This window comes from Pseudomonas sp. S37 (assembly GCF_016658545.1).
Lineage (GTDB): Bacteria > Pseudomonadota > Gammaproteobacteria > Pseudomonadales > Pseudomonadaceae > Aquipseudomonas.
Genome location: NZ_JACVZC010000139.1, coordinates 1 through 14,893, shown reverse-complemented (window position 1 = coordinate 14,893; position 14,893 = coordinate 1). Strand labels below are relative to the sequence as shown.

The 14,893-nt window shown below is 62.9% G+C and carries 14 protein-coding genes; 10 read left to right on the top strand and 4 right to left on the bottom strand.

The genetic code is table 11. The features are described from left to right. The first annotated feature begins 152 nt into the window (after nt 1-152). On the top strand, nt 153-866 hold the full coding sequence (locus tag IAE39_RS26310) for a GntR family transcriptional regulator (RefSeq protein ID WP_201207418.1): 714 nt from the start codon (nt 153-155) through the stop codon (nt 864-866). Nucleotides 867-872: 6 nt separating this feature from the next. On the opposite strand, the gene IAE39_RS26305 is transcribed toward IAE39_RS26310, so the two are convergent. Further along, complete coding sequence (locus IAE39_RS26305; protein WP_201207417.1) at nt 873-1,823, bottom strand: PDR/VanB family oxidoreductase; 951 nt, start codon at nt 1,821-1,823, stop codon at nt 873-875. 12 nt (nt 1,824-1,835) lie between these two features. Then, complete coding sequence (locus IAE39_RS26300; protein ID WP_201207416.1) at nt 1,836-2,903, bottom strand: aromatic ring-hydroxylating oxygenase subunit alpha; 1,068 nt, start codon at nt 2,901-2,903, stop codon at nt 1,836-1,838. 439 nt (nt 2,904-3,342) lie between these two features. Between IAE39_RS26300 and IAE39_RS26295 the strand changes: the two genes are divergently transcribed. Beyond that, complete coding sequence (locus IAE39_RS26295) at nt 3,343-4,722, top strand: amino acid permease (protein ID WP_201207415.1); 1,380 nt, start codon at nt 3,343-3,345, stop codon at nt 4,720-4,722. A gap of 93 nt (nt 4,723-4,815) precedes the next feature. Continuing rightward, on the top strand, nt 4,816-5,334 hold the full coding sequence (locus IAE39_RS30220; protein ID WP_442968462.1) for a hypothetical protein: 519 nt from the start codon (nt 4,816-4,818) through the stop codon (nt 5,332-5,334). A gap of 22 nt (nt 5,335-5,356) precedes the next feature. Here the strand turns inward: IAE39_RS30220 and IAE39_RS26285 are convergent, their stop codons facing one another. Both IAE39_RS26285 and IAE39_RS26280 read right to left on the bottom strand, forming a co-directional pair. Beyond that, complete coding sequence (locus IAE39_RS26285; protein ID WP_201207414.1) at nt 5,357-5,560, bottom strand: PAAR domain-containing protein; 204 nt, start codon at nt 5,558-5,560, stop codon at nt 5,357-5,359. Continuing rightward, nucleotides 5,547-6,029: a DUF2345 domain-containing protein gene (locus tag IAE39_RS26280; protein ID WP_201207413.1), complete on the bottom strand. Its 483-nt coding sequence runs from the start codon at nt 6,027-6,029 to the stop codon at nt 5,547-5,549. Before IAE39_RS26280 ends, IAE39_RS26285 begins: the two co-directional genes overlap by 14 nt. Between IAE39_RS26280 and IAE39_RS26275 the strand changes: the two genes are divergently transcribed. The 7 genes from IAE39_RS26275 to IAE39_RS26245 all read left to right on the top strand — a co-directional run. Continuing rightward, nucleotides 5,954-6,241, top strand: a complete 288-nt coding sequence (locus IAE39_RS26275) for a type VI secretion system baseplate subunit TssF (RefSeq protein WP_201207412.1) — start codon at nt 5,954-5,956, stop codon at nt 6,239-6,241. The genes IAE39_RS26280 and IAE39_RS26275 overlap by 76 nt on opposite strands. Beyond that, entirely contained in the window at nt 6,126-7,205 is a 1,080-nt protein-coding gene (locus IAE39_RS26270; protein WP_201207411.1) for a type VI secretion system Vgr family protein, read from the top strand. Before IAE39_RS26275 ends, IAE39_RS26270 begins: the two co-directional genes overlap by 116 nt. Before the next feature lie 15 nt (nt 7,206-7,220). Continuing rightward, nucleotides 7,221-9,074 (top strand): type VI secretion system Vgr family protein, encoded by a 1,854-nt coding sequence (locus IAE39_RS26265; protein ID WP_201207410.1) that lies wholly within the window; start codon nt 7,221-7,223, stop codon nt 9,072-9,074. Nucleotides 9,075-9,517: 443 nt separating this feature from the next. Continuing rightward, nucleotides 9,518-10,225 carry a hypothetical protein gene (locus tag IAE39_RS26260; RefSeq protein ID WP_236548828.1) on the top strand — a complete coding sequence of 236 codons (708 nt, stop codon included), beginning with the start codon at nt 9,518-9,520 and terminating at the stop codon, nt 10,223-10,225. A 531-nt stretch (nt 10,226-10,756) separates the two neighbouring features. After that, the gene (locus IAE39_RS26255; RefSeq protein WP_201207409.1) at nt 10,757-11,422 is read left to right on the top strand and encodes an ABC transporter ATP-binding protein; all 666 of its coding nucleotides are present in this window, start codon (nt 10,757-10,759) and stop codon (nt 11,420-11,422) included. Next, entirely contained in the window at nt 11,422-13,884 is a 2,463-nt protein-coding gene (locus IAE39_RS26250) for an ABC transporter permease (protein WP_201207408.1), read from the top strand. Before IAE39_RS26255 ends, IAE39_RS26250 begins: the two co-directional genes overlap by 1 nt. Further along, a partial coding sequence (locus IAE39_RS26245) for a lipocalin-like domain-containing protein (protein ID WP_201207407.1) occupies nt 13,874-14,893 on the top strand: 1,020 nt, incomplete at its 3' end. The genes IAE39_RS26250 and IAE39_RS26245, both read left to right, overlap by 11 nt.

The window sequence follows — 14,893 nt, the reverse complement described above, 5'->3', positions numbered from 1 at the left end:
GGCTGCAACGGTAAATGGTCGCTAGAAATAGGCCGGCAGGTCCGGCCCTTTCGCGGGTAAACCCGCTCCTACGACCCAGCCAGCCTCAACAGGCCAGCAACAGCTTCCGGCTTGCGCTAAGATGCCCGCTTCTGTTTCTGGAAGCCGCCTGGATGAGCAAGCCCGGTCAAATGGTGTTGGTCGCGTTGCGCAAGATGATCGCCTCGGGCGAGCTGGCGGCGGGCGAGCGCCTGATGGAAGTCCCCACCGCCGAGCTGTTCGGCGTCTCACGCATGCCGGTGCGCATGGCATTCCGCACCCTTGAGCAGGAAGGCCTGCTGGTTCGCTTTGGTGGCCGCGGGTTTCAGGTGCGCTCGGTCAGCGCCGATGACATCGCCGGTGCGGTCGAGGTGCGTGGCGTGCTGGAGGGGTTGGCCGCCCGTCAGGCCGCCGAGCGTGGCTTGTCTGCGCACGCTCGTGCAACGCTGCAACAATGCCTGGTCGATGGCGACCAGCTGTTCGACAAGGGCTTCGTGACCGAAGAAGACCTGCAGGCCTACCACGACCTCAACATGCGCTTTCACCACGTGATCATCGAAGCTAGCCATAACCCGGCCATTGCCGTCGCCCTGGCGCGCAACGATCACCTGCCATTCGCCTCGGTCACTGCGCTGGCGGTGGACCGCCATGACCTGGCCCGCGAGTACCGGCGCTTCAACTTTGCCCACATGCAGCACCACGCAGTGTTCGACGCCCTGGTCAACCGCCAGGGTGCCCGCGCCGAAGCAATCATGCGCGAGCACGCCAATGCCACCCTGCGTTACGCCGAAACCTTCGGCGGGGCCGCGGCAGATGCGGGCATGCAGGTCATCCTGCCGACTGCGTGAACCGGCTCAGATATCCAGCACCAGCAACGGTGTTTTTGACCGCGAGCAGCAGGGCGTGAACTGATCGTTCTGCGCTTGCTCCTCTTCGGTAAGGAACAGGTCGCGATGGTCCGGCGTGCCCTGCAGCACGCGGGTCAGGCAGGTGCCACAAATACCTTGCTCGCACGACATGGCGATCTCGATGCCGTTCTGCTCCAGTACCTGCACTACGGTCTGGTCGGCGGGCACCTCGAACACCTGCCCCGTGCTGGCAACCTGCACCGCGAAGCTACCGTCGTTGCTGGCATCCACTGGCGCCGCTGCAAAGTACTCGCGGTGCAGGTTGGCCTCTTGCCAGCCCAGCCCCTTGGCACTGTCCAGCACATGTTGCATGAACCCGCCCGGCCCACACACATACAGGTGCAGATCTTCTTGCGGGGCGCCCAGTACATGGGCGATATCCAATCGCGTTTCCGGCTGCTCGTCAAAATGCACGAACAGCCGACCAGCAAACGGCGCGCTGCGAATCCGCTCGACAAATGCCGCACGCTCGCTGGAGCGGGCGCAGTAGTGCAGCTCGAAGTCATGGCCGCTGTGGGACAGCTGCTCGGCCATGCACAGTATCGGGGTAATGCCGATGCCGCCGGCAAACAGCAGGCTGCGCTGCGCGCCCTCGGCCAGCGGGAACAGGTTGCGCGGCGTGCTGATACGCAGCCGGGCACCGGCTTGGACCTGCTCGTGCAGGCAGCGTGAGCCGCCTCGCGAAGCCGGGTCGTTGAGCACGCCGATCACATAGCGGTTGCGTTCCTCAGGGTGGTTGCACAGCGAATACTGGCGCACCAGCCCGTCGGGCAAATGTACATCGATGTGCGCGCCAGCGCTGAACGCCGGCAGCAGGCTGCCATCGGCTGCCGCCAGCTCGAAACTGCAGATGCCCTGCGCTTCATTGTTACGGGATACCACTACGGCATCGATCATGTTGGCGGTTCCTCAGGCAAGCGTGGCGCTGGTGGCGATCAGTTGCGGCTGCGGCGCACGCTCTTTGGCGATGATCCGCTCCAGTACCTTGCGTGACTGCACGCCGCCGGCATCGATGTTCAGCTTCAGCAGGTTGCGCTCGGGGTTGGCCAGCAAGTTTTGCTGCTGGCGTTCGAGCATCTCCAGGTCTTCGCTGAAAATCTTGCCCTGGCCTTCGCGAATGTTGTCGGTCAGCGTTTGATCGTGTGCCGCGAAATTGCGCGCCATGCCCCAGAAGTACCAGATCGAGGTGTCGCTTTCCGGCGTAATGAAGTCGACCACGATGCTCGAAGCCTTGTGCTGTGCCGCGGCGTGGTAGCCACCCTTGCCGGCATGCGCCACGCCCACTTCGATCAGCACATGGCTGGGCGGGGTGAAGCGGCAGATTTGCCAGCGGTCCACCGGCACGTCGTCGGCCAGGCCATTGCCGCGCAGGGCCATGCGCCAGAAGGGCGGGGCCATGATGTTTTCCATATGCCGGGCGGTGACCACCTCATCGCCGGTGACGCTGGTGACCGGAGGCGCCTCGTCGATTTCCTTCTGGCCGATGCTGGAGGCGTGCACGTAGGTCTCGTGGGTCAGGTCCATCAGGTTGTCGATCATCAGGCGATAGTCGCAGCCGATGTGGAACAGCCCGCCGCCATAGGCCCACTCATCGTTCACTGCCCATTCCAGGTGCGGGATCAGCGCCGGGTCGGCCTGCGCCTGATCGCCGGGCCAGACCCAGATGAAGCCATAGCGCTCGACCGCAGCAAAAGTCTTGTTGCAAGGAAAGCCACGTACCCGCTGGCCCGGCATCGACACGGTCTTGCCATCGCAGCCCATGACCAGGCCGTGGTAGCCGCACACCAGGTTGCCGTCCTCGACATAGCCCAGCGACAGTGGCGCACCACGGTGAGGGCAGAAGTCCTCGACGGCCGCTACGCGGTTCTCGTGGCCACGGTAGAACACGATCTTTTCCCCGCAGATCTGCCGGCCCAGGGGCTTGGCGGCGATCTCGTCAGGGGTGCAGGCGACGTACCAGGTGTTTTTGGGGTACATGGGGAGGCTCTCCGGGATGTTTGTTTTTATTTAATGGATCCATTAGAGCTTTGCTGGACGGGAGTGGTCAACATCAATGTCGATGTTTTTACGGGTTTCGTTCGATTATCGGACTTTTATGGATCCATTGATGCGCAGTGTGCACTTTGCGTAAGCCAGGGCGTCACCCCCTGACGAAGCAGCAGCAGGCCGATTGCCATGGCTTGAGGTTTGTTCGGTTGAGGCGGGGCTGGCTGCCAGGCGCCAGCTCCCGACCTGCACAAAACTCACTGAATCAGCATGGACACTGTAGGAGCGGCCTTGCAGGCCTATTCAGCGTTCATACATTTGTACAGGTGGGCGTGAGCGTACGCGCATTTTGGCGCTATGCCGTGCCCAGGGGCATGCATAACCTTCTGAAAAGGCGGTGTTGATTACTAAGAATAAAAGGAGACAACCAATGCCGATTCAGTCGGAACATGATCCGCGTCTCAAGCGTGCCCTGAAAACCCGGCACATCAGCATGCTGGCCCTGGGCGGTGTAATCGGGGCCGGATTGTTCGTAGGCTCCAGTGCGGTCATTGCATCAACCGGCCCGGGAGCCTTCATCACGTATGCCATCACCGGGCTGATCGTCGCACTGGTCATGCGCATGCTCGGCGAAATGGCCGCCGCGCACCCGGCCAAGGGTTCGTTCGTCGATTATGCCCGCATGGCCTTCGGGCGCCCGGCGGGTTACATGACGGGCTGGTTGTACTGGTACTTCTGGGTGATCGTGGTCGGCTTCGAAGCCGTGGTCGGCGGGCAGATCATCAATGCCTGGCTGCCCGATATCCCGGTGTGGGTGATTGCCCTTGGCCTGATGGTCGGCATGACCTTGCTCAACCTGATGTCGGTGCACTCGTTCGGCGAGGCCGAGTATTGGTTCGCCGGCATCAAGGTCGCGGCCATCGTGGTATTCCTGGTGGTGGCCGGGCTGTATGTGTTCAAGCTGTGGCCTGGCTCCGACGCCAGCTTTGCCAACCTTACCCAGCACGGCGGCTTCCTGCCGCATGGCGTGGGCTCGTTGTTCACCGGTGTGGTGGTGGTGATCTTCTCCATGACCGGCGTCGAGGTTGCCACCCTGGCGGCAGCGGAGTCCGAAGACCCGTCGCGCAATATCCGCAAGGCGGTCAACACGGTGATGTTGCGTATCCTGGTGTTCTTCGTGCTGGCGACGTTCTTCATCGTGGTGGCGCAGCCATGGACCTCGATCACGCCCGGCAAGTCGCCTTTTGTCAGCACGCTTGAACACATCGGTATCCCAGGGGCTGGCGACATGCTCACCGTGGTCATCCTGGTGGCGGTACTGTCGGTGCTCAACGCCGGGCTGTACACCTCATCGCGACTACTCTACGTACTGGCCTCCAATGGCGAGGCGCCACGCTGGGTGGCCAAGGTCAGCGGCAAGGGTGTGCCGGTGCGCGGGGTGATTGCCTCGACCCTGGTGGGCTATGGCTGTGTGGTGATTGCAGCGCTGTGGCCGGATACGGTGTTCCAGTTCCTGATCAACTCCTCCGGCACGGTCTTCCTGTTTGTCTACCTGGTCATTTGCCTGTCGCAGCTCAAGCTACGGCGCCAATGGGTGGCTGAAGGTTCACTGAAATTTGCCATGTGGGGCCACCCGTGGTTGCCGCTGCTGGTCACCGGGTCGATCGTGGCGGTGTTGGTGAGCATGGCCTTTGACCCCGGCATGCGAGTGAGCCTGGGGCAATGCCTTATTGCGATTGTGGTGATTGCAGTTTCGTATGCAGTGGTGCGGGTGCCGCGGGGGGCGCAGAGTGCCAGATTGCTTAACTGACTGGCACTGCTTGAACCAGTGCAACCGGCAGATGTCATTGTTGGCTGACAGCAGGTTGCCATTGCCATCATAGGCGAAGGTCTCAACCTCCCAATGCTCACCGCCACGCCGTCCGGCCTTGCGCTGGATGAGGCGGCCCATCGGGTCGTATTCAAAGTGCGTGGTCCTGTCGCCATCCACCCGGCGAGTGGGCAAGTTGCTGCCGTTGTCGTAGAGGTAGTGCGTGGTTTCCTTGTCGAAGCCGGTTTCCTTGAGCAGTCGGCCAACGGGGTCATACTTAAAACTGGCTTCGCTGTTGTTTTCGTTGTGCAGGCGCTCGAGCTGGCCGAGCTTGTCCCAGTGGTAGGTGAGGGTGGTGTCGTTGGCGTTGAGGCGCTGATAGATCAACCCGGCTTCGTTGTAGGTCCAGCGGGTACGCCGGTACAAGGCATCGGTGTGGCTGAGCAGGCGGCCTTCGGCATCGCGCTCGAAGCGTTCGGTGGTTTTGTCCGGATGGACAAGCAGTACCAATTGACCGGCCTCGTACGGGACTCTTTGATTACGCCAACAGCATTATTGTGGCTACGTAGGTCGGGAGCGGCGGCAACAAACAAAATACTGCAGTATCTGTAGTCCGCCTGCTCCGCAGATTGACTTAACTCTGGACGCTGCCGTGTGATGCGCTGGCGATCAAGCTGGCGCCGCACGCGATTTTCATACCGTCGAGTGCGACGGGTACTCCATTGACGCGGTAGGTGTCACTGCCCTCAATGATGGGGAACTCACCTTTGCATAGCGGGCAGAAGGCCATGTTGCCTTTGCCTGCTATCGGTTCTCCGTTGAGGTTAGTGTGTGGCATGCAGAATCCCGCCCGCGTTGTAGGTGGTACTGCTACCCCCGGCCTGGATCACCAGTTCCTCTTTGGCACTGAGGGTGATGCGTTCGGCGGTGACGCTGACCTTGAGCTTGGCCAGCAGGTTGATGTTGTCCTTGAGCGCTTTCAGGTCGATGTCGCCGGAGGCCGCGATCAGTCGCCAACCCATGCTCTGAACGAATTGCCGCACGCCACGGCTGGCACTGATCAACAGGCGTTTGCCGATGGCCATGCTGGTATGGCCGCCCGTGCTCAGGCCCAGGTGTTCGCCGCTGGCGATATGGGTCGATGCTGGAGTGGTGGTAGCGATGCCGGTCGGGCTGGCGAGTACCAGTTGCGGGTCGGCAAGTTCGGGGAAACGGTTGGCCTCGCCTGGTGATGAAGATCGAAGACCACCTGCCCGAGCTGACGCACCCCTTGCTGCAGCTGCTCTCCCCCAACGTGCTGCGCCCACTGCCGAGCATGACGGTGATGCAGTTCCAGCCGGTCGACCACGCGCTGAGTGAAACCCAGGTGCTGGCCAAAGGCACCCCGGTGTTCTCTCGTCCGGTTGCCCGAGTTCAAGGCACTCAGCCCGATCCGCAGCAAGGAGCACCACGGCAAGCGCCACAACGAACTGCGTCTGGACGACACCACCGGGCAGATCAGCGCTGCGCTGATGAGTGACCACGACCACACCGCCTTGTACCTGGGTTACCTGACCCACCCGCGCCACTTCGGCGGCCAGCCACGCGGGCAAGGTTTCGAACTGCGCACCGATACCCACGGTGTGATCCGCGCGGGCGGCGGCTTGCTGCTGACCACCGAACTGCGCGCTCGTGCCGTGCAGCACCACACCGACTTGGCTGAAACCGCCGAGCGCCTGAAAGTCGCTCAGGAATACCACACCACCTTTGCCAGCGAAGCCCGCGATCATCTCGCCCAGGATGCCGGTGACCAGGATGAAGTGGGTGAAGCGCTCAAAGAGCAACACGACGCTATCTGCGGCTATAACGGCAACCCGGAGGCCAACCGCTTCCCTGAACTGGCCGACCCGCAACTGGTGCTCGCCAGCCCGACCGGCATCGCTACCACCACCCCGGAGTCGACCCATATCGCCAGCGGCGAACACCTGGGCCTGAGTACAGGCGGCCATACCAGCATGGCCATCGGCAAACGCCTGTTGATCAGTGCCAGCCGTGGCGTGCGGCAATTCGTGCAGAGCATGGGTTGGCGACTGATCGCGGCCTCCGGCGACATCGACCTGAAAGCGCTGAAGGACAACATCAACCTGCTGGCCAAGCTCAAGGTCAGCGTCACCGCCGAACGCATCACCCTCACTGCCAAGGAGGAACTGGTGATCCAGGCCGGTGGCAGCAGTACCACCTACAACGCGGGCGGCATCCTGCACGCCACGGCCGGCCAGTACACCGGGCATGCGACCGACTTCATCTACAAGGGCTCGAAAAGCCAGGCGGCGGCATTTCCCGCCCCCCCTAAAGCAGGCAAAGGAAACCTCGAACTTCTACAGCAGTACACAAACACACACCCATTCAAAAAATCTACATGGATTCCTCGCTACGGTCTTCCGTGCACTTACAGCCGCGCGCTTTGCGATGCGCCTGGCTCCATAACCTGCCCGATGGGATGACCCGCAGGAGTTTGCATGAGCAATTTGAATGATGTGCGTTTTACCTTCAGTACACCGGCCGACGAGGCCATTTCATTTGATGTCGTGTCGTTCGAACTGAACGAGGGCGTCAGCCAGCTTTATCGCCTGGAAGTCGAGTTGGTCAGCTTCGCCGACGACGCTGATTTCGCCACCCTGCTCGACCAGCCCGCCGTGCTGACCATCTGGCAGCAAGATGAGGCGGTGCGCCATGTACATGGCCTGATCAGCAGCTTCGAGCAAGGCAAGACCGGCCACCACCGTACCCGTTACCGCGCCGTGATCGAACCGCAACTGGCCCGCGCCGGCCTGCAATCGGACTGGCGCATCTTCCAGCACCGCCCGGTGCCGCAACTGCTGGAGGAACTGTTCGACGAGCGCCTGTGGGGCACGCTGACCCAGTACCTGGTCAACCCGCACCAGAGCCGCGAGTTCTGCGTGCAGGCCGGTGACCTGGACCTGGATTTCTTCTGGCGCCTGTCGGCCGAGGAAGGCCTGATCTCGATCTTCGAGCACAGCGAAGCCGGCCACGGCGTGGTACAGGCCGACAGGATCAACCAGTTCGGCAGCCTGGAAGGCGAGCCCGTACTGTACGTCGCCAACCGAGGTGGCATGGAGCAGCAGCCTTGTCTGCACCACTTTGCCTACCGCGAGCAGGTCCGCACTAGCGTGCAGGTGCAGCGCGACTACACCTTCACCCACCCGCGCTACAACCACGAACACACGATGTACGCCAAGGACATGGGCAACCAGGGCAACGACTACGAGCGCTACGACTACCCCGGTCGCTACAAGCATGACAACGCTGGCAAGCCGTTTACCCAGACCCGCGCCGACGCCCTGTTCGGGGATGCGCGCGTGGCCGAGGTCACAGGGGATGATGCTCGCCTGCAGCCCGGTATCGCCTTCCAGCTGACCGGGCATGCCCGCGAAGACATGAACATCCTCTGGCGACCGCTACTCATCAAGCATGAAGGCCGCCAGTTCACTTCGCTGGAAGAGGATGCCGCCGAGGCCGAAATCGGCACCTCGTACACGCTCACCGCCACGCTGATACCGGCCACTGTCGAATGGCACGCCCCTGCCTGCCCCAAACCGGTGGTCGAAGGCCCGCAAATGGCCAAGGTGGTCGGCCCGCCCGGTGAGGAAATCTACTGCGACGAGCATGGCCGCGTGCGCGTGCAGTTTCCGTGGGACCGCCGCGGCCAGGACGACGACAAGAGTTCCTGCTGGGTGCGCGTGACCCAGGCCTGGGCCGGCGCCACCTGGGGTCATGTGGCGATACCCCGCATCGGCCAGGAGGTGGTGGTCAGCTTTCTCAACGGCGACCCCGACCAGCCGATGATCACCGGGCGCAGCTACCACATCGTCAACCGCACGCCGTATCGCCTGCCCGAGTTCAAGGCGTTGAGCCCGATCCGCAGCAAGGAGCACCACGGCAAGCGCCACAACGAACTGCGCCTGGACGACACCACCGGGCAGATCAGCGCTGCGTTGATGAGCGACCACGACCACACGGCCTTGTACCTGGGCTACCTGACCCACCCGCGCCACTTCGGCGGCCAGCCCCGTGGGCAAGGTTTCGAACTGCGCACCGATACCCACGGTGTGATCCGTGCGGGCGGTGGCTTGTTGCTGACCACCGAACTGCGCGCTCGTGCCGTGCAACATCACACCGACCTCGCCGAAACCGCCGAGCGCCTGAAGACTGCCCAGGAGTACCACACCACCTTTGCCAGCGAAGCCCGCGATCATCTCGCCCAGGATGCCGGGGACCAAGATGAAGTAGGCGAAGCCCTGAAAACCCAACACGACGCCATCTGCGGCTACAACGGCAACCCGGAGCCGTGAGGAAGGCGAAGTGTTCCATCAGGTACGCGCTTTCCGGGTCCGATGCCATGCTGCCGAGATAAGGCGCCAGGCGCGGGTTGTCCTCGACAAAGTCGTTACCCAGTTCTCGAAGGGTCTGTTGTTCCTGCAGGAACCATTGTTTGAACTTCATGTTTATTGTTTGAAGCGCTCTATTTAAAGGGTTTTGCCAGAATCAATAAAAATGGATTCGGGATGAGTTGTAGGAAGGTTCCTACAAGTTACGGTTTTAATGTTGTGGTGAGGTGCGTGGTTATTAATTCTTTAGTTCAGATTGCTACGTTGCGTCTTCAGGAAAAGTGTTAGCGCTTATTTCGTTTTCGTGGGCATTGATAAATGATTTAAGCGGCTGTTACTGTCTTTTTCGGTTCGTGCCATGAGGGTACGTCATTCATCGAAAACTGCAGTCGGTAAGGTTTGCCGCCATGAAAGTGAAAAAGGACAGTCTGCTGCGTGGTTTATCGTTGTTACAGCGCCAGTCAATGCCCATCGTCCTGGTCGCTACATTGCTCTGCGTTGCAGCCGCAGTGTTCGGGTTATGGTGGTGGGGGCCTCAGTGGCAGTGGCGTGGCCAGCAGCCCCTGGCCGAGCTGCCCATGCGCGTTGCCGTCACCGTGCTGCTTGCGGTGTTACCGCTGCTGGTGTGGAGCGCGTTGGTGCACCGTCGCAATCGCTTGATCGTGCGTGAGCGGCAGCAGCTGAGGCGTGAGGTGGAGGATCCCTGCCTGGTGTACTTGCAGGCCCAACAGCGTGCCCTCGATGGCAGCTTGACGCGCCTGCGCGACAGCCAGGGTGGCCTCGGGCATCGCTACGATGTGCCGTGGTATCTCATCCTGGGCGAGCAGAACGCGGGTAAGTCGAGCTTTGTCAGTCGTTCGGACCAACGCTTCGCCTTGACCCGCACCGAACGCAGTTCGGCTCAACGGGCCGGCGCCGATCCAGACCTGCTGTTCGATATCGACTGGTGGGTGGGTGACGATGCGGTGCTGATCGACCCGCCCGGTGAGTTCATCAGCCAGCCGGAGCGGCCTGTGCCGCCAGCCGATCCGGCGCCTCCCAAGCCAGCGCCTGAAGCAGAGGGCGAAGCACCTGCCGAGCAGGCGCCCGTCATCACCCAGCCTGTCGGCCCGTAGCACATCGGCAATCGGGAAAGACAGTTTCGGCGACACTTCCAGGCGTAAACGGCGGCGCGTCTCGCGGTCGGCGGGGCGCTGCTCCAGGTCATCGCCATGCAACTGGTAAAGCCACTCAATCAGTTGAAAGTAGTTGTACTGGTGGGCGTCCTTCAAGGCGCTGTCGACGTTGCCATTCGCGCGCTGCTCGTCTGGGTTTTCCATGGCTGAACCTCGTGTCGGAACAACGAAACAGACATTGATCCTAGACGAGTGCTTCTAAAATTATTTCTTCATTTCATGTCAAAAAGTTAAAAAATAAAAAGCTGGTTTAGCGTGTAGGAAGTTTCCGTAGTTACTGTCTGGCTGTTAATCTTTTTGTGTATTTTATAAGTCAACAAGTGTAAGTGGGAGAATGGTTATCACCGATTAAAACAGAGCCCAACCACGGTAAAGCGACCACTTTCAATCTCGGGAAGCACACAGATGCCCGGGTATTCCCGGCCGAATCTGCTATTCCTAAAGGGACACCCACCGCACCAAGGCCCCTCGATGCTGGTCATCGAAAACCTCCACAAGTCATTCCCCACCCCCCAAGGCCCACTCCCGGTATTGCAGGGCGTCGACCTGCGCCTGCCGCGCAGCAGCAGCCTGGCCCTGATGGGGGAGTCGGGCAGTGGCAAGAGCACCCTGCTGCACCTGGTGGCCGGCCTGGACCGTGCCGACAGCGGCCGCATCCTGATCGACGAGGCTCCCCCCGACGGCCGTTCGGAGGCATCACTGGCCCAGTGGCGGCGGCAGGGGATTGGCCTGGTGTTCCAGCAGTACAACCTGATCAGCAGCCTGGATGTGGGGAGCAACCTGGCCTTCCAGGCCAGGCTGGCCGACCGGCACGACTCTGCCTGGGTCGCCTACCTGGCTCAACGCCTGGGTCTGGCAGACCTGCTTTCGCGCTACCCGGAACAGCTATCCGGCGGTCAGCAGCAACGCGTCGCCATCGGCCGTGCACTGGCCGGGCGGCCGGCCTGGTTGTTGGCCGACGAACCCACCGGCAGCCTTGATGAAGCCAGTAGCGATGAAGTGTTGAGCCTGTTGCTGCAACTGGTCGCCGAAGCCGGCAGCGGTGTGCTGATGGTGACCCACAGCCCGCGGCTGGCGGCGCGCTTGCAGCAGCGATGCTACTTGCAGGCCGGTCGCGTGCGGGCCGAGCCGGGTTGATGAGGCTGTTATCGTTGGCCCTGTTGGCGCTGCTCAGCCACTGGCGGCGCCATCGCGTGCAGTGCGTCAGTATCTTCACCGGCCTGTGGCTGGCGACAGCGCTGTGGACCGGCGTGCAGGCGCTGAACAGCCAGGCGCGCAGCGACTATGCCCGGGCCAGTGCAGTACTGGCCGGGCCGCTGCAGGCGCAACTGCTGCCGCGCCAGGGCGAGCGCTTTGACCAGGCGCTGTACGTACAACTGCGCAGGCTGGGCTGGGCGGTATCGCCGGTGCTGGAAGGGCGTTTGCGCCTGCCGGGCGAGCAGGCGCGCAGCGTGCGCCTGATCGGCATCGAGCCGCTGAGCCTGCCGCCGGCCAGCAGCATTGCCGGGGTGCAGCCGCAGGCGTTCGACCTGCAGGCGTTCATCGGCACGCCCGGGCAAGCCTGGGTGGGGCCTGACACCTTGCGGCAGTTGAAGGTAAACGCCGGGCAGGTGGCACACGACAGCGAAGGGCAGGCGCTGCCGCCGTTGATGCTGCAGCCCGAATTGGCGCCCGGGGTGATCGTGGTCGATATCGGGCATGCGCAGGCGTTGCTGCAGGCTCCCGGGCAGTTGTCGCGATTGCTGGTAGCCGGTAGCCCGGGGCTTTTGCCGGCAGGCATTGCGCCTTACCTTGAACTGCAACCCCAGCAAGACGACGGTGGTTTACAGCGCCTGACTGACAGCTTCCACCTCAACCTGACTGCCCTGGGCCTGTTGGCGTTCGTTGTCGGCCTGTTCATTGCCCATGCCGCGATCGGCCTGGCGCTGGAGCAACGGCGGGGGCTGATTCGCAACCTGCGTGCCTGTGGCATCAGCTTGCAAACCCTGCTGTGGGCCCTGGTACTGGAATTGGGCCTGTTCGCCGTGCTGGGCGGGCTGGCCGGCGTGGCCAGTGGTTACGGCCTGGCTGCGCGGTTGCTGCCCGATGTCGCCGCCAGCCTGCGCGGCCTCTATGGCGCCCAGGTTGCAGGCACGCTGAGCCTGCCCGCGTGGTGGTGGCTGGGCGGGCTGTTGGTGAGTGTACTCGGTGCCTTGCTGGCAGGGCTGAGCAGTGTATTGCGGGCAGCGCGGTTACCGTTGCTGGCGCTGGCGCAGCCCCAGGCTTGGCGGTTGGCACAGGGGCAGTGGTTGAAACGTCAGGCTGGGGTGGCAGGCCTGTTGCTTTTGCTGGCCTTGGGTTGGGGTGTGCTCGGCAATAGCCTGGCCAGCGCGTTCGCCATGCTGGCAGCGCTGTTGCTGGCGGCGGCGCTGTTGTTGCCGGCCTTGCTTGACCGGGTGCTGGCCTGGCTGGCGCGGCGTTGCCGGCGGCCATTGGCGCAATGGTTCGTCGCCGACAGCCGGCAGCAGCTGCCTGCCCTGAGCCTGGCGCTGATGGCCTTGCTGCTGGCGCTGGCCGCCAGTGTTGGCGTGGGCAGCATGACCGAGGGTTTTCGCAAGACCTTTGTCAGCTGGCTAGACCAGCGTTTGTCCGCCGACCTGTACGTGACCCCACGCGATACAGCCCAGGGTTTACAGCTGGCCGAGTGGCTTGGTCAGCAACCGGCAGTCAGTGTGGTGCTGCCTGGCTGGCGCGTCGAAACGCAGCTGCAAGGCTGGCCGGTGCAAGTCCAGGGTATTGTCGATCACCCGGTCTACCGAACCCGCTGGCCGTTGCTGCAACAACAGCCTCACGCCTGGGAGCAATTGGCCAGCGGGCGGGCAGTGATGCTCAGCGAGCAGTTGGCCAGGCGACTGAAACTGCAATTGGGCGATAGCCTTGCAATGCCTGCACGTTACTCACCAGCCCTGACTGTTGTGGCTATCTATGCCGATTACGGCAACCCCAAGGGGCATGTACTGGTCAATGCCCACTGGCTGCGTGAACATTGGCCAGACGCAGCACTGACAGGGTTGAGCGTCGACCTGCTTGCCGAACAAGGGCCGTTGATCAAGGCCGAGTTGCAACAGCGCTACCACCTGGACGACAGCCGCGTGGTCGAGCAGGCACGGCTGAAACGCTGGTCGACCGATGTGTTCAACCGCACTTTCGCCGCCACTGCCGCGCTCAACAGCCTTACCCTGGGCGTGGCCGGCGTGGCGCTGTTCATCAACCTGCTGACGCTGGGCCAGGCCCGGCTGAGCCAGCTGGCACCGCTATGGGCATTGGGTGTACGGCGTGCACGGCTGGCATGGTTGAGCCTTGGCCAGACGCTGATGCTCAGCAGCCTTACCGTGCTGCTGGCGATCCCGTTGGGCGTGCTGCTGGCCTGGTGCCTGGTCGCGGTAGTGAACGTACAGGCATTCGGCTGGCGCTTGCCGCTCCACGTGTTCCCCGCGCAGCTGCTGCAACTGGCCATGCTGGGCTTGCTTACCAGCCTGTTGGCCAGCGCCTGGCCGCTGTGGCAGCTGGCGCGTCGCCAGCCGCGTGAACTGTTGAGGCCATTTGCCGATGAAGCGTAATGCCTGGCTGTTGCTCTGCGGGTTGCTGTGCGGCTGTGATCAGCCGGCACCGCAAAGCTATGCCGGGCTCGGGCAGCAGGCGGGCGAATTCAGCCAGGTGACCCGCGAGCATCAGCTGGTATTTCCACGCGATCATGGCGCCCACGATGGCTTTCGCATCGAGTGGTGGTACGTCACTGCCAACCTCAAGGATGCCCATGGGCGTGACTGGGGCGCGCAGTGGACGCTGTTCCGCTCGGCCTTGCGCCCCGGCCCGGAGACCGGCGACTGGAACAGCCCGAACCTGTGGATGGGGCACGCGGCGTTGACCGGCCCGGGCGGCCATCAGTCGGCTGAAACCCTGGCGCGTGGAGGCATCGGCCAGGCCGGGGTGCAGGCCCAGCCGTTTCGGGCGTGGATCAATGACTGGTCGCTGCAGGGCAGGGGTACTATCGACAACGTGCAGATGACGGCGGGTGGTGAGGGCTTCCGCTACGACTTGCACTTGCGCAGCGAGCGACCGCTGGTGCTGCATGGGGATCAGGGCTACAGCGAGAAGTCTGGCAAGGGGCAAGCTTCGTACTACTACAGCCAGCCGTTTTACCGTGTGCGCGGGGAGGTGGAACGTGGCGGCATGTGCATCGTGGTGACTGGCCAGGCCTGGCTGGATCGGGAGTGGAGCAGCCAGCCACTGGCGGCGGGGCAGACGGGCTGGGACTGGTTCTCGCTGCACCTGGACAGTGGTGCCAGGCTGATGTTGTTCCAGGTGCGTGAGGCGCAAGGTGAGCCGTATCGTGCCGGGACCTGGGTCGGGCCGCAGGGAGAGGTGGTGGCGTTGCAAGGGGCGCAGATCCAGCTGCAGGCGCTGGCTTGGACGAGGCAGAAAAACGGCAAGCAGGTGCCGACGCGCTGGCGGGTGCAGGTGCCGGGGCAGGGGGTGGATGTACAGGTGGAGGCCGTGGAGCCGCAGGCTTGGATGCAGACCCGGTTCCCGTATTGGGAAGGGCCGGTGCGCTTGAGCGGGGGGGCG

Excerpts from the sequence above, each read along its gene's own strand:
- IAE39_RS26310 (WP_201207418.1), top strand. The coding sequence starts at position 153 with ATGAGCAAGCCCGGTCAAATGGTGTTGGTCGCGTTGCGCAAGATGATC.
- IAE39_RS26305 (WP_201207417.1), bottom strand. The coding sequence starts at position 1,823 with ATGATCGATGCCGTAGTGGTATCCCGTAACAATGAAGCGCAGGGCATC.
- IAE39_RS26300 (WP_201207416.1), bottom strand. The coding sequence starts at position 2,903 with ATGTACCCCAAAAACACCTGGTACGTCGCCTGCACCCCTGACGAGATC.
- IAE39_RS26295 (WP_201207415.1), top strand. The coding sequence starts at position 3,343 with ATGCCGATTCAGTCGGAACATGATCCGCGTCTCAAGCGTGCCCTGAAA.
- IAE39_RS30220 (WP_442968462.1), top strand. The coding sequence starts at position 4,816 with ATGCTCACCGCCACGCCGTCCGGCCTTGCGCTGGATGAGGCGGCCCAT.
- IAE39_RS26285 (WP_201207414.1), bottom strand. The coding sequence starts at position 5,560 with ATGCCACACACTAACCTCAACGGAGAACCGATAGCAGGCAAAGGCAAC.
- IAE39_RS26275 (WP_201207412.1), top strand. The coding sequence starts at position 5,954 with ATGAAGATCGAAGACCACCTGCCCGAGCTGACGCACCCCTTGCTGCAG.
- IAE39_RS26265 (WP_201207410.1), top strand. The coding sequence starts at position 7,221 with ATGAGCAATTTGAATGATGTGCGTTTTACCTTCAGTACACCGGCCGAC.
- IAE39_RS26260 (WP_236548828.1), top strand. The coding sequence starts at position 9,518 with ATGAAAGTGAAAAAGGACAGTCTGCTGCGTGGTTTATCGTTGTTACAG.
- IAE39_RS26255 (WP_201207409.1), top strand. The coding sequence starts at position 10,757 with ATGCTGGTCATCGAAAACCTCCACAAGTCATTCCCCACCCCCCAAGGC.
- IAE39_RS26250 (WP_201207408.1), top strand. The coding sequence starts at position 11,422 with ATGAGGCTGTTATCGTTGGCCCTGTTGGCGCTGCTCAGCCACTGGCGG.